This window comes from Catonella sp., from assembly GCF_052169795.1.
Lineage (GTDB): Bacteria > Bacillota > Clostridia > Lachnospirales > Lachnospiraceae > Catonella.
In genome coordinates, this window is record NZ_JBQNBU010000012.1 from 29,648 (window position 1) to 46,881 (window position 17,234).

Annotated in this window: 18 protein-coding genes, 1 pseudogene and 1 riboswitch; of the genes and pseudogenes, 4 read left to right on the forward strand and 15 right to left on the reverse strand. The window is 36.3% G+C overall.

Annotated features, from left to right (window positions below):
- Window positions 1-9: 9 nt before the first annotated feature.
- On the reverse strand, window positions 10-648 hold the full coding sequence (locus ACTTKP_RS03215) for a DUF3793 family protein (protein WP_442552463.1): 639 nt from the start codon (window positions 646-648) through the stop codon (window positions 10-12).
- 185 nt (window positions 649-833) lie between these two features.
- Here ACTTKP_RS03215 and ACTTKP_RS03220 point away from each other — a divergent pair, with 185 nt between their 5' ends.
- Complete coding sequence (locus ACTTKP_RS03220; RefSeq protein ID WP_442552464.1) at window positions 834-1,205, forward strand: metal-dependent transcriptional regulator; 372 nt, start codon at window positions 834-836, stop codon at window positions 1,203-1,205.
- A 51-nt stretch (window positions 1,206-1,256) separates the two neighbouring features.
- Here ACTTKP_RS03220 and ACTTKP_RS03225 read toward each other — a convergent pair whose 3' ends face one another.
- The 3 genes from ACTTKP_RS03225 to ACTTKP_RS03235 all read right to left on the reverse strand — a co-directional run bounded on the left by ACTTKP_RS03225 (window position 1,257) and on the right by ACTTKP_RS03235 (window position 3,023).
- Entirely contained in the window at window positions 1,257-1,694 is a 438-nt protein-coding gene (locus ACTTKP_RS03225; RefSeq protein ID WP_442552465.1) for a MarR family winged helix-turn-helix transcriptional regulator, read from the reverse strand.
- Between the two features lie 27 nt (window positions 1,695-1,721).
- The gene (gene trxA / locus ACTTKP_RS03230) at window positions 1,722-2,036 is read right to left on the reverse strand and encodes a thioredoxin (RefSeq protein WP_442552466.1); all 315 of its coding nucleotides are present in this window, start codon (window positions 2,034-2,036) and stop codon (window positions 1,722-1,724) included.
- Window positions 2,037-2,159: 123 nt separating this feature from the next.
- Entirely contained in the window at window positions 2,160-3,023 is an 864-nt protein-coding gene (locus tag ACTTKP_RS03235; RefSeq protein ID WP_442552467.1) for an NAD(P)/FAD-dependent oxidoreductase, read from the reverse strand.
- A 167-nt stretch (window positions 3,024-3,190) separates the two neighbouring features.
- Here ACTTKP_RS03235 and asnA point away from each other — a divergent pair, with 167 nt between their 5' ends.
- The gene (asnA, locus tag ACTTKP_RS03240; protein ID WP_442552468.1) at window positions 3,191-4,204 is read left to right on the forward strand and encodes an aspartate--ammonia ligase; all 1,014 of its coding nucleotides are present in this window, start codon (window positions 3,191-3,193) and stop codon (window positions 4,202-4,204) included.
- Between the two features lie 48 nt (window positions 4,205-4,252).
- Here the strand turns inward: asnA and ACTTKP_RS03245 are convergent, their stop codons facing one another.
- The 8 genes from ACTTKP_RS03245 to rbr form a co-directional block, all read right to left on the reverse strand.
- Window positions 4,253-4,924: a uracil-DNA glycosylase gene (locus ACTTKP_RS03245; protein ID WP_442552469.1), complete on the reverse strand. Its 672-nt coding sequence runs from the start codon at window positions 4,922-4,924 to the stop codon at window positions 4,253-4,255.
- Between the two features lie 13 nt (window positions 4,925-4,937).
- Window positions 4,938-6,464: a hypothetical protein gene (locus ACTTKP_RS03250; RefSeq protein WP_442552470.1), complete on the reverse strand. Its 1,527-nt coding sequence runs from the start codon at window positions 6,462-6,464 to the stop codon at window positions 4,938-4,940.
- Between the two features lie 45 nt (window positions 6,465-6,509).
- Window positions 6,510-7,409 carry a chemotaxis protein gene (locus tag ACTTKP_RS03255; protein WP_442552471.1) on the reverse strand — a complete coding sequence of 300 codons (900 nt, stop codon included), beginning with the start codon at window positions 7,407-7,409 and terminating at the stop codon, window positions 6,510-6,512.
- 148 nt (window positions 7,410-7,557) lie between these two features.
- A complete protein-coding gene (locus ACTTKP_RS03260) occupies window positions 7,558-8,319 on the reverse strand; it encodes a hypothetical protein (protein WP_442552472.1) in 762 nt (253 codons plus the stop codon).
- A 14-nt stretch (window positions 8,320-8,333) separates the two neighbouring features.
- Window positions 8,334-9,866, reverse strand: coding sequence for a HAMP domain-containing sensor histidine kinase (locus ACTTKP_RS03265; protein ID WP_442552473.1), 1,533 nt, complete (start codon window positions 9,864-9,866; stop codon window positions 8,334-8,336).
- Window positions 9,867-9,894: 28 nt separating this feature from the next.
- Complete coding sequence (locus tag ACTTKP_RS03270) at window positions 9,895-10,566, reverse strand: response regulator transcription factor (RefSeq protein WP_442552474.1); 672 nt, start codon at window positions 10,564-10,566, stop codon at window positions 9,895-9,897.
- On the reverse strand, window positions 10,538-11,197 hold the full coding sequence (locus tag ACTTKP_RS03275; RefSeq protein WP_442552475.1) for a hypothetical protein: 660 nt from the start codon (window positions 11,195-11,197) through the stop codon (window positions 10,538-10,540). The genes ACTTKP_RS03270 and ACTTKP_RS03275 overlap by 29 nt, the downstream gene beginning before the upstream one ends.
- A 157-nt stretch (window positions 11,198-11,354) precedes the next feature.
- Window positions 11,355-11,918, reverse strand: a complete 564-nt coding sequence (rbr, locus tag ACTTKP_RS03280; RefSeq protein ID WP_442552476.1) for a rubrerythrin — start codon at window positions 11,916-11,918, stop codon at window positions 11,355-11,357.
- A 204-nt stretch (window positions 11,919-12,122) separates the two neighbouring features.
- Window positions 12,123-12,223, forward strand: a riboswitch (TPP riboswitch).
- Window positions 12,224-12,250: 27 nt separating this feature from the next.
- On the opposite strand from rbr, the gene thiT reads away from it, so the two are divergent.
- A complete protein-coding gene (gene thiT, locus ACTTKP_RS03285) occupies window positions 12,251-12,961 on the forward strand; it encodes an energy-coupled thiamine transporter ThiT (protein ID WP_442552477.1) in 711 nt (236 codons plus the stop codon).
- Window positions 12,962-13,048: 87 nt separating this feature from the next.
- On the opposite strand, the gene ACTTKP_RS03290 is transcribed toward thiT, so the two are convergent.
- Both ACTTKP_RS03290 and ACTTKP_RS03295 read right to left on the reverse strand, forming a co-directional pair.
- The gene (locus tag ACTTKP_RS03290; protein ID WP_442552478.1) at window positions 13,049-14,704 is read right to left on the reverse strand and encodes an ABC-F family ATP-binding cassette domain-containing protein; all 1,656 of its coding nucleotides are present in this window, start codon (window positions 14,702-14,704) and stop codon (window positions 13,049-13,051) included.
- A 102-nt stretch (window positions 14,705-14,806) separates the two neighbouring features.
- Window positions 14,807-15,784: a sensor domain-containing diguanylate cyclase gene (locus ACTTKP_RS03295; protein WP_442552479.1), complete on the reverse strand. Its 978-nt coding sequence runs from the start codon at window positions 15,782-15,784 to the stop codon at window positions 14,807-14,809.
- 217 nt (window positions 15,785-16,001) lie between these two features.
- Between ACTTKP_RS03295 and ACTTKP_RS03300 the strand changes: the two genes are divergently transcribed.
- A complete protein-coding gene (locus tag ACTTKP_RS03300; RefSeq protein WP_442552480.1) occupies window positions 16,002-16,265 on the forward strand; it encodes an AbrB/MazE/SpoVT family DNA-binding domain-containing protein in 264 nt (87 codons plus the stop codon).
- Between the two features lie 25 nt (window positions 16,266-16,290).
- Here ACTTKP_RS03300 and ACTTKP_RS03305 read toward each other — a convergent pair.
- Window positions 16,291-17,234: pseudogene (locus tag ACTTKP_RS03305) on the reverse strand (DNA repair protein RecN); the annotation flags it as partial.

The following is a 17,234-nucleotide window of genomic DNA, read 5'->3' on the forward strand; positions in this document are numbered from 1 at the left end:
CTGTTTTTTCTATGCACAAATCATCTGAACAGTTTTTTCCTCTCCATAATGACCTATGTTACTGTAATTATTGATAATGTCTGTTATATCCAGTCCCTCATATAACATTCTCACCATTTCTGTCTGAACTTTCTCATAATCCTTAAACAGCCTTATTTTAGCATCAGCATCCTTATATACCTTCCAGTAACCGCTGTGCAGATAGTTTTTTCCATTATTCTTAATGAAGCCTTCCACATCCTCAATAGGATAGCCTAAAAGCAGCCCAAGCTCATGAGGAAAGTTCCCTTTATTGTTCATATAGCTTATATAATTCCTTACAAACCTGGGAAAAATCCTGCTCATATCGGTATACTCATAACCACACCTGGATATGAAATCTTTTACCGTGTAAGAGTTCAAATATTCCCTAAGTTCACCCTCTCTATACACAAGGATTACAAGCCTGCTCTTACCCGGATAAATAACTCTGAAGGAAAGATCTGTTTGTGTCAAAATAACGGACAAATCCCTAAGTTTCTTAGCTGATATGGTTAAAAGATTGGATATTTTCATTCCTGCAATGACTGGTGCACATTGAAGTGTAAGCTGTAGAGGAACTGAACCGGCATCCATGCTTTTTACAATATCTACTATATCAAAACTCATATTATCTCTCCAAGTATTTTATAGTTAGTTTTTACTAACTGATTAAAATAATAACTAAAATGAATCTGTTTGTCAATAGTTTTTGATAATTATTCTTATTTTCATCACAACATTAATTCTTCTGCCCTTGCACAGAACTTCAATCTTTGTTATACTTAAATAAACAGGCTTGGAGGTGATGCTTAATGGAAATACATGAATCTGCTGAAGATTATTTGGAAACAATACTTGTCCTTACCGAAAAAATTGGAAATGTCCGTTCTGTAGATATTTCTAATGAAATGGGATTTAAAAAATCAAGTGTCAGTGTGGCCATGAAAAATCTTCGTTCTACCGGACATATTGTTGTAGATGAAAACGGTTATATCAAGCTTACTCCTACCGGCAAAGAAGTTGCCGATATGATTTACGAAAGACATAAGTTCTTTTCCAGTTGGCTTATCAGTTTGGGCGTAAATAAAGAGACTGCTCTGGAAGATGCTTGCAGAATTGAGCATGTCATAAGTAAAGAAAGCTTTTCAGCAATGAAAGAATTCTTAAATTCAAAAAACAACTAAACATATGTAAAGGAGGCTGCATAAATCACAGCCTCCTTTACATATGTTTTATCAAAATTCCTTAAGCATCTTATCTAAGATATTATGGAGTGTTGACATTTCTTCTTCTGTGAGCCTCAAACAGGCTCCCATTTTTTTGGGCACATCTAAAGCCTTATCCTTCAGTTCTCTCCCATTTTCAGTAAGAGTAACATTAAGAACCCTTTCATCATCCTTATCTCTGCAACGGTCGATAAAATTCTTCTGTTCAAGCTTTTTAAGCACTGGAGTTAAAGTTCCTGAATCCAAATAAAGCAGTTCTCCAAGTTCTTTCACATTCACCTTCTCATTTTCCCACATAACCATCATAGTAATATACTGGGTGTATGTAAGATCTAATTCATCTAAAAAAGGCTTATATTTTTTTACTATTTCCTTAGCACAGGCATATAGCGGAAAACAAAGCTGGCTTGAAAGTCTTAGCATTTTATATTTATCTTCTTTTTGCATGATTCATCCTTATTATATTAAGATTATTTAGCTTACACTTTTATTTATAAAATCAATAAGTGGTGCCTTTGGAATAAACCCTATCTGTCTGTCTACAGGTTCTCCATTTTTAAAAATAACGATTGCAGGTATGCTCTGAATCTTATACTTTACAGCAAGACTCTGATTATCATCCACATCAACTGCAAAGAAATCAGCCTTACCACTAAGTTCCTCCGATGCCTCCTCAAGTACAGGACCTAACATCTTACAAGGTCCACACCAGGTAGCATTGAAATCCACAACAGCAAGTTTGCTATTCTTAACCTCTGAAAATTCCGCTTCATTAATTTTTTTAACCATATTATCCTCTTTTCCGGTGATTACACCTAATTTTATCATATAACCCAATGAGTTACTTTAGAATTATTATCAGGGCATATTGTATATCCTCTGATAAGGATTGCAGCTGTTCATATTTTAGAATCAACTTACTTTGCCTGCCAAATATGAAACTGCAGAAAGTGCAGCTACATTTCCCTCCCCGGCAGCTTTCATATACTGATACGGCTTGCCTGTAACATCACCACAGGCAAATATTCCTTCAATATTGGTCCGCATTAAGCGATCCGTTACAATATGACCGTCCTCTATGTCAAGCCCCGGTACAAGCTTATCAGGAGATACTGCATCCCTTAAAATAAATATGCCGTCTGTTTCATAACTGCTTTTATTAGTCATAAGAGTAATATGCTCTCCCTCTCTAACAATCTCCTTAGGAAGTTCTCCCTCAACAACTTCTATATTATCTGCAAGAAATGGCACATTTTTATATAGTGCAATATATGTCACCTTTTTAGCTCTTTCTGCAAGAAAAACAACCTCTTCTTCCTCTTTAGGTGCATAGCCCACAACCACTGCTTCCCTGCCTTTATAAAGAGCTGCATCACAGGTCGCACAGTAACTTACCCCACTTCCCAAATTTTCATTTTCTCCGGGCACTGTCTTTCCTGTAACCACACCTGTTGCAATAATCACGGATTTTGCCTCAAACATTTCCTCAGCAGATTGAAGTGCAAAATAATCTCCCATAGCATAAACAGCATTTATCCTTGAATAATTAATGCCAATATCCATCTTTTGCAAATGGCTCTTATATGCCTCTGCAAGCTCTTTTCCGGTAATATCAGGCAGACCCAGATAATTCTTAATATCGGAAGCTTTTGTTATCTTAAGGCTAAGCTCCTTATTTCCAAATAATAATATATCTTTATTCCTAAGTTTTGCCGTAACAGCAGCTTCGAGCCCACCCGGCCCCGTCCCTACTATTGCAATATCATATCTCTTCATAACACCTCAACTCTAATAAAAATTATTAAAACAAGCTATTTATTTTGGTATGATTATATTGCATACAATTAGATTTGTCAAGTAGGACATCATTATTTACTTGATAACTTTATAAAAATATCATATAATAGCTTTCACATTACTTAGATAAATATAGGAGTTTATATATGAAAAATGAGATATTTCCTGATGGATACTCCCCTGCCCTCAGTATAAGGGAAACCGAGGTTGCCATCAAATCAGTTAAAGATTATTTCGAGAGAGAGCTTGCTAAGCAGCTCAATCTCACACGAGTTTCCGCTCCACTTTTTGTACGCCCCGAAACAGGATTGAACGATAACCTAAACGGCGTGGAAAGACCTGTATCTTTTGATTTAAAAGAGCAGCCAAATCAGGCAGCACTTGAAATAGTACATTCTCTTGCTAAGTGGAAAAGATTTGCTCTCCAAAGATATGGTTTCCATTCAGGCGAAGGACTTTATACCGATATGAACGCCATAAGAAGAGATGAAGATACCGACAATATTCATTCTATTTTTGTAGACCAGTGGGACTGGGAAAAAATTATCAACAAGGAAGAGCGGAATGAACATACACTTAAAAAGACTGTTATGTCGGTATATGAAGCCCTTAAAAGTACTGAAATGCATATGGCAAGAAAATATAATTATATTAAACCTGAGCTTCCTGAGCAGATATGTTTTGTAACTTCTCAAGAGTTGGAAAATGAATACCCTGATTTAACCGCAAAAGAAAGAGAGTACAAAGCTGCTAAATCGCATGGTGCAGTATTTATCAGTCAGATTGGCGGTGCTCTTAACTCAGGAGAAAAACATGACGGCAGAGCTCCTGACTATGATGACTGGCAGTTAAACGGCGACATCATAGTTTACTATCCTCTACTTGATATAGCCCTCGAACTTTCTTCAATGGGTGTAAGGGTGGATGAAGACCGCCTTAAAGAACAGCTTCAAATATCAAACTGCATGGACAGGGCTGAACTGCCATTCCAAAAAGCCGTACTTAATAAAGAGCTGCCTTATACCATAGGTGGCGGAATAGGCCAGTCCAGAATCTGTATGTTCTTCTTAAAGAAGGCTCATATTGGTGAGGTACAGTCCTCAGTATGGACTCCTGAAACTATGGAAAATGCTGATTCTCATGGAATCATTTTATTATAATCATATAAAAAATCTCCGATAACTAAATTAGTTAATCGGAGATTTTTTTTAATCTTCAATCTGCCAATCAATCGGCTCTGCTCCATTTTTAATAAGAAACTCATTAGCCTTCTTAAAATGTCCATTTCCCATAAATCCTCTATGTGCGGAAAGCGGACTCGGATGAGCCGATTCCAATATCAGATGTTTAGGATTATCAAGCATTTTCTTTTTATCTCTCGCAGCCCTGCCCCATAGTAAATATACTATAGGCCTATCTTCTTTATTTACTGCCTTAATCAACGCATCTGTAAAATTCTCCCAGCCTTTACCCTGATGAGAGAAAGCACTATGTGCCCTCACTGTTAAAAGTGTATTCAAGAGCAATACTCCTTGTTTTGCCCATTTTCTAAGCGAACCATGCCTTGGTATATAACAGCCCAACTCACTATTTATTTCTTTATAAATATTTTGAAGCGAAGGCGGAATCTGACACCCCAACGGCACTGAAAAACTCAGCCCTTCAGCCTGCCCGGGCTCATGGTAGGGATCTTGACCAAGTATTACTACCTTCACCTGACTTAAAGGTGTGAGGTGTAAGGCATTAAAAATATCATCAGACGGCGGATAAACAATATGAGTACTGTACTCTTCTCTTAAAAAGAGATACAATCTTTGATAATACTCTTTATCAGCCTCCTCTTCGACTACAGGAAGCCAGTCATTTGTAACTTTGCTCATACAACTAAAACCTCTATGGTACTAATTCCTTTTTCTCTTTTCCTGCCTCTATCGCCTTAGTATCAAGTTTAGATACTATGCTATATATTCTCTCACTATATTCCTGCCTGTCTACCATTCCCATTAATTCCAGTGCTTCTCTTTCTGAGATACCATAGGTAGACTGCAATTCCGACATTATCTGCCCTCTTACATAGTCAAGGTCAGTGTTTATTCCTAACTGCCTTGCAAGTGCAATATACTTGTCATAACGGGAAAGTCCCTTAACCAAAGAATCTAAGGCAGACGGATAATCTCCCATTGCAAAAAAGTTATTATATGAATTTAACTGTTTATTTACAAACATTACAGTATAAATCTTATCATGCAACTCCATATCCTTTTCTTTAATCTCAAGTCCCCTTATCCCCTCATAAGCCTCGGTATACTTACGGTTTCCAAACTTATAAGTTGCATCTGCTATACTTATATCATAAGAAAAAATATTTGTTCCAACTATAACCACTGCACCTGCAACAATGAAAAACAGGAAGATTATTATAGCACCTGCTTTATTTATTTTTCCTTCCGGCTGTTCAAGAGCTTCTGCTCTAAGGCGTTTTAATTCAGCCTCCTTCTTTGCAGCCTTCTTAGCCGCATCTTTAGCTGCTTTCTTAGCCTTATTATCAGCCGCTTTCTTCTTAGCTTCTTCCGCTTTTTTCTTTTTATTAGCTTCCGCAGCCGCTTTTTTCTCTTCTTTCTTCTTAGCAGCCTCATCCGCCTTTTCTTTTTTCGCTGCCGCTTCCTGCTCAGGAGTAGGAATAGCTGCAAGTTCTTCCTCAGTTAAAGGTATATTAGCAAAAAGCTTATGGAAAAGAGCTGTGAAAAGGCCTTTTTTTTCTGAATTGTTTTTTGAAACCGGCTTCCCTTTTTTAGAGTGAATTTTAGACTTTATTTCTTCATCCGACAAAACTTCCGGGGTACCCATATCGTCAAGCGGATTAATTACAGGCAAAGGTTCTTCCTCTACTACCATTCCCGTTTCATCAAAACTAATTTCTTCATCATCTCCGCCTATTTCAACTCCCAGCTCAGTTGCAATTTCAAATTCACCGCTGCCACCTTCAGCTGAAACTTCTTCCGAAGAAACCTCTTCTGTGCTGACAACATCCTCATTTCCATTCACTTCTGTCTGACCAGCAGACTCTGTTTCTCTAGAATCTACTTCCTCGGAAGAAGGAACTTCGATTGCATTCTCAGCTTCCTCCTCTTCAGCGGAAAACTCTTCATTATCAGAACCGCCCTCTTTATCAACATCACTACTTTCATCAGAAGTTTCTAACATATCATCTAAATCTATGTCATCTAAAAACGAATCATCTAAATCATCTAAATTAAATTCCTCTTCTAAGGAGTCTATACTTATATCTTTAGATGGCACTTTATTTTTACCGGACTTAGCACGGGCAGTAGCCTTTCGCCTCCTGTCAGTTTCATATGGAGGTTCCTGCATGGCAGATTCAAGCAGTCCATCTAGGTAAGATTCTTTATCCTTATCCAATCTCTCCTCCATCCTAAAGCATTTCCAGCTTTATTAAAATTTATTTTATAAAACTAATGTATCTATTGCTTCTACCAGTTTACCTATTTCCGGTTTTGTAAGCTGTACATCTGCTCCAAGAGATTCTCCTTTTCTTCTCATTTCATCATTTATCAACGAAGAGAAGATTATAAGTGGAATTTCCTTCAGCTCATTATCATCCTTTACAAGTTTTGTAAGCCTATGACCATCCATCCTAGGCATCTCTATATCAGTAATTATACAATGGCACTGGTCAGTAGCCTTTCCCTCTGACTTATAACGGAGCAGGGTATTCCAAGCCTCTTCTCCATTAGCCGTAGCTGTTATATTCACATATCCTGCCTTTGTAAGGCAATCAACAATCATCTTTTCAAGCATTGGAGAGTCTTCTGCTATAAGAATTGGAGAATTATTTCTTGTCCTCACTCCAAGCTTATCTATATCTTTTGCTTTAATTCCTGTTTCAGGATTTATTGTAGAAACAATCTTTTCAAAATCCAAAACTACTATAAGCCTGTGATCAAATTTAATAATACCTGTAGCAACACTGCGCTCTGCATCATTTATAGTTTCATCAGGCTTTGTTATATCTGACCATGTAAGCCTGTGGATACCCTGAACTCCATGTACATGGAAACCTATATTTAAATTATTAAAATTTGTAACTATATACATATCTTTATTTCTGTCAGGTGATGGTGGTATCATGAGACTCTTGGCAAGATCCACTATTGTAACTATAGTATCTCTTGGCATAAAAATACCTTCAATTGTCTCATGTGCATTAGGAATAGGCGTAGGCTCAGTAAAAGGCATAATTTCCTTTACCTTAGCTACATTAATTCCATAATGGTTTGGTCCAATATTGAACTCAAGTACCTCCAATTCATTTGTACCACTTTGAAGTAAAATTCCAGTATCCATAGTAACCTCCCTCAGTTTTGTCTATACTATAATTATTAATCCGTTTAAGGAATGATAAAATACATAGTAACAGCTCTTATATTATAACATTCAATATATGTCCAGGTAAAGTGTAATTTTAATTTTTAGTTAATTTTATCTTCGGTTATCACTGCGTGACATGAAGAGTATAACTTTTACTCCCCTTCACCACCTTCAATTTAGCTTTATTTTTATCTGCTTTTTTAGGAACATTGAATACAACTACTCCCTTTGCAGATTTGCCTCCTCCAACTGATATATCTAATGACTGCATATCATTTTCAAGCAGCGTAAGACTTGGCTTGTAGTAGTTCTCTCCGTCAAATGTCAGATTATACCCCACTTCGCTGCCTTGCGAGAATTTTTTATTTTTATTTGTCTTATTTCTAATAGAAAACTCAACTACATAAAGTTTCATATTATCGGCTGCCACCAATGAAAAATACCCTTCATTTTTAGGATACCTTGAATATTCTCCGGCTCCTCCATAAACTACTTCAAAACCGTCAACCTCATATATATTGCTTAAAGAAGATGCAGTATCTTCATCACCATTAGTTTCATTTATATCCGAAGCTTCTCCATCCTCCTTCTCATCCTCACCGACTTTCTGTTCTTCCTTAATCGGCGGTCGGCTCTCTGTCTGTTTTTCTGAAGTATTACCTGCCACATCAAATTCTTCTTTTACAACTCCCGGATTTTCCTTAATTGCAAGTTCTTCCTGTAATGTAGGCTCATAGTTCCTTGTATGCTTAAGTACAAGTTTCGCTGCATATTCAGCCACCTGTTTTAACTCTCCATCCGAAAGCCCCGTATCACCTACAGCACAGGCTGACAGGTTGACCGCTATTATGCCCGACAGTACAATCATTGCAATTTTCTTCTTCATTTTTCTATTCTCCTTTAAGCCTTTGTGTCTAATTCAAACCAGAATTCTACTCCATTATCCCAGTTTTTTACTCCACATTCTCTATTTAAAGAATTCATGATGGCCTTTACTATCGACAATCCTATACCATTGCCTCCATATTCCCTTGTTCTGGCCTTATCCACCTTATAGAACTTGTCCCATATCCTTGCAATATCTTCCTCAGGAATAGGCCTGCCCGTATTAAATATAGAAACCCTTATTTTATTATCAAATTCCTTAACACAGACCGTAACTGCCTTCTTGCCTTCTCCATCTCTTTCTACATGGTTTAGAGCATTGCTTATATAGTTGGTAACAACTTCTTCCACCAAGTACTCATCCGCCCATACAAAACAATTTTCCTTGCTATACATCTCTGAAACTGCATCTTTCTGTTTAAAAACCATATCCATGGAATTTACCACCGATTTAAGAAGCGGTATTATATCGAATCTGTCAAATTGCGGTTTATTGTCTCCAAACTCCAGTTCACTTAAACTTAGAAGTCTTTTTACCATACTGTTCATTTTTGCTGCTTCATCTACAATAACTTCACAGTAAAAATCTCTACTCGCTTCGTCTGTCTGTATATTATCCTTAAGTCCCTCCGCATAACCCTGTATCAAAGCTATAGGAGTCTTTAGCTCATGTGATACATTGGAGAGAAATTCCTTTCTCATTTCTTCCAACTGCTCCTTTTTCCTTATATCATTCTGCAATTCATTATTGGCAGACTTCAATGAAGAAATAGTGTTTTCAAGTTTTTCCGACAGCACATTGATACTATGTCCCAGCTCTCCTACTTCATCCTGTCTATCCTCTTTATAACAATTATCAAAATTTAAATTACTTATCGACTTTGTAATTTTAGAAAGTTCTCTAATCGGTTTAGTAAAACCTTCTCCAATAAAATACATAATCCAAGAGCCTATCATAATAGATGCTATTCCTACATAAGCAAAAAATGTATTGGATATGGTTGCACTCTCCGCTATATTATCATAATTACTCCTTATAAAAATTTTGTCTCCACTGTCAAGGTTTCCATAAAGTTCAATATAATTAACCTCAAGCCTGGAATCAAAATGTCTATATATGCTATATTTATCAGTTTTTACCAAAAGCTGTGTAGACTCTTTGTCATTTGCTCCTGCTTCCTCAACCGACCTGGTCTTTCTATAATAATCAATAATTTCACTCTGAAGTCTCTCACTTTGAGATTCATTAAGGCTTGTCGGAAATTTAGTTTCTAAAATTATTCCTCCTGAATAGCTGAATCCATCAAAAATATATAAGGATACATTCTGTTTTGAGGCAAGCTGTTCAAAACTAAGACTCAAATCTAAAATTTTTTCAGCATCATATATTGCATTCACTTGAAAATATGTTTCTCCAAGCCTGTTAGTCTTATAGTTTTCATAGTACTTTTCCAAAAACAGCCTATTAACCATCCAACTAAAAAATATAGTTGAACTTAATAAGGTTAGCAGGATAATTATCAAACGCATTTTAATAGAATATTTCATCTCTACCTCTGATTAATCTATATTGTTCTTACGGCTCAAACTTATACCCTATTCCCCAAATAGTCTTAATCAGATCTCCCTTGTCTCCCATCTTAGCTCTTAACTTTTTAACATGTGTATCTATTGTTCGTGCATCACCAAAATAATCATAGTTCCAAACATTGTTAAGAATCTTCTCCCTTGACAATGCAATTCCCTTATTAGTCATAAAATACAGCAAAAGTTCAAACTCTTTCACACTTAAATCCACAGTTTTCTCATTTATAATTACTTCATGTGAAGCTCTGTCTATCTTGATTCCTCCAATCTCAAAACTGTCTTCACTGCCTGAGCCTGCCCTCCTTAAAATTGCTTCCACTCTTGCCATAAGTATTTTGGGACTGAAAGGCTTAGATACATACTCATCAACTCCAAGTTCAAAACCCTGAAGTTCATCTTTTTCATCCGACTTTGCAGTGAGCATAATTATCGGTACTGAAGAATGTCTCCTTATTTCCCTACATACCTGCCATCCATCCATCTTAGGCATCATTACATCCAAAATAATAAGTTCGATACTGCTATCCTCAAAAAAGATTTCTACAGCTTTTTCTCCGTCTTCAGCCTCCACTACACCATATCCTTCGTGATGGAGGAAGTCACCGACTAACTTCCGCATTCTGCTTTCATCATCAACTACCAGAATTTTGGCTCTCTCCATTTTCCTCACCAGCCTTAATCTCATTATTTATTTCTTTATCTGCCATTCCTTCAAACAGTCTTTCTCTCTCATTTAATTCCTGTTCTTTCCTTGTAAGCTCTTCTTTCCAAGAAGCATACTCATTGATAAGTGCTTCTTCTGCCCCATTTGAATAAAATATCTTGTCATAAGCAACGATTCCAAACGGTACTATTATCATAACAGCCATAAATGCAATAATAATCCTGTAATTCCGCAATTTTCGCCCAAAATTATTGATTATGGCAATATCCGGTTCCATATTATCAGACTTATCAGTTTCCGTATTCTTTTCGTACAGCTCTTCTTTATTTTTTTCTTCCGGTATATCTGAAATATATGAAAAAAAAGGAATCGCTTTCATTGTTTTTCTCTGTTCCGGATTTTTTACCAGTCTTTTCTGGATTTCACGCAAAAATCCGATTCCAATGGGAGTTACAAACTCTTCACTTTCTACCAGCCTGTCATAAACCTGTCTAAGTCCGACCTCATCCTTCAAATCATTTTCTGATTTAATCTCAGCAATTCTGTTAAATTCTCTCTTACCCTGTTCAAAAGACTCCGAATCATCAAAACGGTAGCCGTCCAGAATATATTTCTTTTTATCTGCCATTTATGAAACCTGCCTGTTTATAGTTAAAATTATTTGTACATTTTACTGTATTTAGTATAGTACCACAAATAACAGAATTATACAACAATAAGAATTTCCCATTAAATAACAAAACAGACCTCAAGACTAATCTCTCAAGACCTGTTAAGTATATATTTTAATAATTTTCCACTTTTTTTTGGAAATAACTCTGTGGATGGTCACATACCGGACAGACCTTTGGAGCCTTAGGTCCAACTACGATATGTCCACAGTTGATGCACTGCCAGATAGCATCACCATCTGCTGAAAATACCACGTCTCCCTTTACATTTTCAAGCAGTTTACGGTATCTTGCCTCATGCTCTTTTTCAATATCAGCTACCATCTCAAACAGCTTCGCAATAGCTGTAAATCCCTCTTCTCTTGCTTCTTTAGCAAAAGTCGGATACATTTCCTGCCATTCATAAGCTTCACCATCTGCCGCATGCTCAAGGTTCTCAGCTGTAACCCCTATACCTGAAAGAATTTTAAACCAAATTTTTGCATGCTCTTTCTCATTCCCTGCGGTCTCTTCAAATATCTCAGCTATCTGCACATATCCGTCTTTTCTTGCCTTAGAAGCAAAATAAGTATATTTATTTCTAGCCTGTGACTCACCTGCAAATGCTTCCATCAGGTTCTTTTCTGTTTTGGTTCCTTTAATATCTTTTCCTAACTGTTCTAATCTGCCTTCTGCCATTTTCGTCTCCCTCCAAAAATTTATTTGGCTTAATCCATATGCCATAAGTTGAATTGTAACATTAGAACCATAACTTTTCAATTGAATTGTAAATATTTTTACAAAATATCTCCTATATTATCTGATAAATGATAATAATTATTATTCTCTTGCTACAATTGATATTCATTATCAGTTGACAGGTGCAATTAAATAGTATATAATCTTTTTTGCTAGGGGTGCCGTTGGCTGAGATGAAGTTAAGCTTCTAACCCTTATTACTTGAACCGGATAATACCGGCGTAGGGAAGCGTAATATCTCTCCTTACGCTATATCAAAAGGAGGTTTTTTTATGTCATTTTTTGCAATACCCACTATTAATAAATACGAAGAAAATGTATTTAAACTTACTGATTCCGGACTAATCACTGTAGCCATTCTGATTGCCGTACTTGTCCTCATTGCTATTATCTTAAGACCGAAAATTGCAGGCAAGGCAAAGGCTATGGCAACCACGCAGCTGGTTTTTTCCGCAGTGGCTATGGCACTTGCTATTGTGACAGCTGAAATCAAATTTACAAGACTGCCTATGGGAGGTTCTATAACTCTCTTTAGCATGCTTTTCATAGTACTTATAGGTTATTGGTACGGACTAAAAGCCGGACTTTTAACAGGCTTTGCTTACGGTCTGCTTCAGTTCCTTACTGACCCTGTTTTTTACAGTCCTATTCAGCTAATAATTGATTATCCTTTGGCATTTGGAGCTCTTGGATTATCAGGCTTTTTTGCAGAAAAGAAAAACGGACTCATAAAGGGGTATATCCTTGGAGTAATAGGACGATATGTATTCGCCTTTATTTCAGGACTTGTATTCTTTGGGCATTATGCACCCGAAGGAACTCCTGCAGCCATCTATTCCTTAACTTACAATGCAACTTACATATTACCTGAAGCTATTGCTACCGTATTTATCATCAGCATACCGGCTGTGAGTAAAGCCATGTCTTATGTAAGGTCAAAAGCTGCTTATTCAGAACTTCCTACAACAAAGCCGATGTCATAAAATTGAACTTTTTATATAATAGTTATAATATAAAAAGCTGTCACATTAAGAACAAAGTTCTTAATGGGCAGCTCTTTTATTTAACATCTATTCTTCATCGCTTCCTTCATTTTCAGCAAGTTCTTCATCAGAAATAGTCATTACCTGACGCTTTCTAGCCATTTCATCACTCTCAAGATATTCGTCATAAGTACTTATCTTATCAATAAGACCATTCGGTGTAATTTCCATAATTCTATTTGCTATGGTTTGAATGAACTGGTGGTCTTGTGAAGTAAAAAGTACCACTCCCGGAAACTTAATTATACCGTTATTCAGCGAAGTAATTGACTCCATATCAAGATGGTTGGTAGGCTCATCAAGAATGAGAACATTAGTTGCCATTATCATCATTTTTGAGAGAAGTACCCTCACTCTTTCTCCACCTGAAAGCACCTTAACCTGTTTTACTCCTGCATCTCCCGGGAAAAGCATACGGCCAAGGAAGTTTCTTACATAGGTTGCATCTTTTTCAGGTGAAAACGGAAGCAGGAATTCAGTAATATTTTCATTTCCTTTAAACAATTCTGTATTATCCTTAGGAAAATACCCCTGTGTGGTTGTTACTCCCCACTTATAATCTCCCTCATCAGGCTCCATTTCTCCTGCCAGTATTTTAAATAAAGTAGAAATAGCCTTTACATTAGGTCCTACAAAAGCAATCTTATCTTCCCTTCCCACAACAAAAGATATGTTATCAAGAACTTTAACACCATCTATGGTCTTTGAAATGCCGGACACGGTGAGAACCTCATTTCCAATCTCCCTTGCAGGACGGAAATCAATGTAAGGATATTTACGACTGGACGGTTTAATGTCATCAAGTTCAATCTTCTCAAGAGCCCTCTTTCTACTTGTAGCCTGTTTAGACTTACTTGCATTTGCAGAGAATCTCTGAATAAATTCCTGTAGTTCCTTAATTTTTTCTTCTTTCTTTTTATTAGCTTCTTTCTGCTGACGAATCATGAGCTGACTTGACTCATACCAAAAGTCATAGTTTCCTGCATAGAGCTGAATCTTTCCATAGTCTATATCAGCGGTGTGAGTACAAACTTTGTTAAGAAAATAACGGTCATGTGATACTACTATTACTGTATTTTCAAAGTTGATGAGGAACTCTTCAAGCCATCCGATTGCATCCATATCAAGGTGGTTGGTAGGCTCGTCAAGAAGCAGTATGTCAGGATTGCCAAAAAGTGCCTGAGCAAGCAGTATTTTTACTTTCTTTGATGCCTCTATCTCGCTCATCATCATATAGTGATATTCAGTATCTATTCCGAGACCATTAAGGAGGGTAGCCGCATCTGACTCCGCTTCCCAGCCATTCATAGTTGCAAATTCTCCTTCAAGCTCACTGGCTCTTATTCCGTCTTCATCTGTAAAATCTTCTTTTGCATAAATGGCTTCTTTTTCCTTCATTATGTCATACAGTCTTTTATTTCCCATGATAACCGTATCCAAAACCGGATAAGCATCGTATTTAAAATGATCCTGCTGTAAGAAGGAGAGACGCTGACCCGGGGTTATTATTACATCACCGGTTGTAGGTTCCAATTTACCTGATAAAATTCTCAAAAATGTAGATTTTCCCGTTCCATTTGCTCCTATAAGTCCGTAGCAGTTTCCCTCTGTAAACTTAATATTTACCTCTTCAAAAAGAGCTTTTTTGCCAAGTCTTAATGTAATATTACTTGCCTGAATCATTTCAATTATCCTTTCCAAACTTTATTACTATAATGCACTAAACCGGTTTTTCACAACCATCCTATATTGTACCTTTATATATAGAATTTTGCAAGAGATGTATCATCTTCTTCGCCTTTCATTTTTTGTATCAGAATAATATCTTCCTTTATCCTCATACATTTTCTTATCAGCTTCATCTATCAGTGAATAAAATTCAGTTGTATTATCTGCCTTAAATATATAACCCGCTGCCACCGGAATTTCTTCCTTTTCCATAATTTCAAGCAATTTTTCTACATTTAGTTCAAACTCGGCAGCTGTAAGATTTATGGCAAGAGCAATAAATTCATCTCCACCCATTCTATAGACATAATTATGCCCAAATATTTTAGCAAGGTTATTTGCAACTTTAATTATATATTTATCACCTGCTTCATGCCCAAGAGTATCATTTATACGCTTAAGCCCGTTCAAATCACAAGAAAGTATCCCAACAGAATAAACTCTCGCATATTCATTTGTACCAAAAGTATCAAGCTCACGCCTGTTCTTCACTCCTGTCAACTGATCCTCATAACTCAGTTTCCTTAGCATCCTTACATTGTCCCTCTGTCTTATGATTATAGACATTATGTAGCCCACCATTTCAAAAATGCGTACCACATCTTCCATGTGTTTTCTTAGAGGATTGTCTATTCCCAAAAATCCTATGCAAATTTCATCTACAAATATCGGCCAGGCTATTAAAGAATGAATGTCCTGTGGTTTTAAGAGTTCGTACATAGGAGAACTTATTTCTTTATATTCTTCAAGATTTTCAATAAATATACCTCTATTGTTGCCAAATTCATCATACCACAAATCCAATAATCCCTCATGACCAACATTCTGAAGCTGATCCTTTTGAGGTATTGCATTTTCAGAGCACCACTCATATGTATTATCTGAACTTCCCTCTATATTCTTTTCAAAAATATAGGTTCTATCAGCTTCCAATTTTCTACCTATGTAGTCCAGTATATGCACTATATTTGTTTCTATATCCCCTGCTGATGCCGAATACTTAAGCATCTGTTTTACAAATTCTTCTCTATCCATATTATCCCCGCTATTATCATCAAATTAAAGTCTATGGCGAATTTCATTTCCAAGAGTACACTCAATTATTATATCATTCTTTAATTAAAAATGCGATAGTTTTATAATTATCTTATAACTGAGCTCTTTCATATCTAATTATATATACTATTTTATCTGCTATTTAAGTATTATACTTAAATTATATAAATACCAATTTATACATCGAGGAGGTTAAATGAAAAATAAAATTTCATCCCGCAAACTGGATAGGCTCGGACGAATAACCCTACCGGCTGATTTTAGGAAAGATTTAAATATCAGGGACTTAGAAGAACTCGAAATAATTGCAGATGAAAATAAAATAATCATAAGAAAACAAGCCAGTCCTGATGTATTTGGCAACGAATCCGATGATGGTCATTATTATGAATATCACGGAAATAAAGTTGCCAAAACTTCAATACTGGCGTTGGCAAAATTAGCCGGCATAATTGATTAAAGCTACCGACTCTATCATCTTTGTTTTAGAATTTAGATTTAGTCTCCAAGGCAAGAATTCTCATTTCTTTAGCAGAATTGATTACATTTTCTGTAATCGCAACTCCTCCTAAAATTCTTGCAAGTTCCATTATTTCTGCTTCATCATCAAGCTTCCTTATATGCGTAGCAGTATGAGTTTTGTCAGACTTCTTCTCTATCAGATAATGGCTGTCTGCCATTGCAGCTATTTGTGCAAGATGGGTAATTGCAATAATCTGTCTTTTACCCGAGAGCAGTGCCATTTTTTCAGCAACCATCTGTGCTGTTCTGCCGCTAATTCCTGTATCCACCTCATCAAATATCAATGTAGGAACTTCATCAGTGTCTGCCATAACAGATTTTATTGCAAGCATTATTCTGGAAAGTTCACCACCTGATGCTATTTCAGAAATAGATCTCAGCTCTTCTCCGGGGTTGGTAGAGATTTTAAATATAACCTCATCATTGCCTTTTGCCGTGAAATCCTTCGCCTTAGTAAATTCCAAATCAAACTCCACTTGTAAGAAGTTCAAATCTACGAGTGCCTGCTTTACCTTACTTACAAGTTCTTTTGCACCTTTTTTGCGAACCTCTGTAAGTTTATCACACTCACTAAGTATATCTCCCCGTAATTTTTCTACTTCTACTGATAATCTTGCCTTATACTCAGAGGCATTTTTATACTTTTCTATCTGCTTAAGCGAAGTTTCAAGAAATTCTAAAGTAGTCTCATATGAGCCACCATGCTTTGCAAATATGTTTCTTATCTTATCCAACCTTGCTTCAGACTGCATAAAATCACTTTCATCAAATAAGTTTTCTTCAGCATAGTCTGAAAGCGACCTTTCAAAATCATTTAATAAACTTTCTATCTCGGATATTTGATTAAGAAGCTCTACAGCTCCATCGTCTACATCTGATAGCCTTGACATAGCTCTTACAATACTTC

What these genes read in the sequence shown, in the direction of transcription:
- ACTTKP_RS03215 (WP_442552463.1), bottom strand. Translation starts at nt 648, where the DNA reads ATGAGTTTTGATATAGTAGATATTGTAAAAAGCATGGATGCCGGTTCA.
- ACTTKP_RS03220 (WP_442552464.1), top strand. Translation starts at nt 834, where the DNA reads ATGGAAATACATGAATCTGCTGAAGATTATTTGGAAACAATACTTGTC.
- ACTTKP_RS03225 (WP_442552465.1), bottom strand. Translation starts at nt 1,694, where the DNA reads ATGCAAAAAGAAGATAAATATAAAATGCTAAGACTTTCAAGCCAGCTT.
- trxA (WP_442552466.1), bottom strand. Translation starts at nt 2,036, where the DNA reads ATGGTTAAAAAAATTAATGAAGCGGAATTTTCAGAGGTTAAGAATAGC.
- ACTTKP_RS03235 (WP_442552467.1), bottom strand. Translation starts at nt 3,023, where the DNA reads ATGAAGAGATATGATATTGCAATAGTAGGGACGGGGCCGGGTGGGCTC.
- asnA (WP_442552468.1), top strand. Translation starts at nt 3,191, where the DNA reads ATGAAAAATGAGATATTTCCTGATGGATACTCCCCTGCCCTCAGTATA.
- ACTTKP_RS03245 (WP_442552469.1), bottom strand. Translation starts at nt 4,924, where the DNA reads ATGAGCAAAGTTACAAATGACTGGCTTCCTGTAGTCGAAGAGGAGGCT.
- ACTTKP_RS03255 (WP_442552471.1), bottom strand. Translation starts at nt 7,409, where the DNA reads ATGGATACTGGAATTTTACTTCAAAGTGGTACAAATGAATTGGAGGTA.
- ACTTKP_RS03260 (WP_442552472.1), bottom strand. Translation starts at nt 8,319, where the DNA reads ATGAAGAAGAAAATTGCAATGATTGTACTGTCGGGCATAATAGCGGTC.
- ACTTKP_RS03265 (WP_442552473.1), bottom strand. Translation starts at nt 9,866, where the DNA reads ATGAAATATTCTATTAAAATGCGTTTGATAATTATCCTGCTAACCTTA.
- ACTTKP_RS03270 (WP_442552474.1), bottom strand. Translation starts at nt 10,566, where the DNA reads ATGGAGAGAGCCAAAATTCTGGTAGTTGATGATGAAAGCAGAATGCGG.
- ACTTKP_RS03275 (WP_442552475.1), bottom strand. Translation starts at nt 11,197, where the DNA reads ATGGCAGATAAAAAGAAATATATTCTGGACGGCTACCGTTTTGATGAT.
- rbr (WP_442552476.1), bottom strand. Translation starts at nt 11,918, where the DNA reads ATGGCAGAAGGCAGATTAGAACAGTTAGGAAAAGATATTAAAGGAACC.
- thiT (WP_442552477.1), top strand. Translation starts at nt 12,251, where the DNA reads ATGTCATTTTTTGCAATACCCACTATTAATAAATACGAAGAAAATGTA.
- ACTTKP_RS03290 (WP_442552478.1), bottom strand. Translation starts at nt 14,704, where the DNA reads ATGATTCAGGCAAGTAATATTACATTAAGACTTGGCAAAAAAGCTCTT.
- ACTTKP_RS03295 (WP_442552479.1), bottom strand. Translation starts at nt 15,784, where the DNA reads ATGGATAGAGAAGAATTTGTAAAACAGATGCTTAAGTATTCGGCATCA.
- ACTTKP_RS03300 (WP_442552480.1), top strand. Translation starts at nt 16,002, where the DNA reads ATGAAAAATAAAATTTCATCCCGCAAACTGGATAGGCTCGGACGAATA.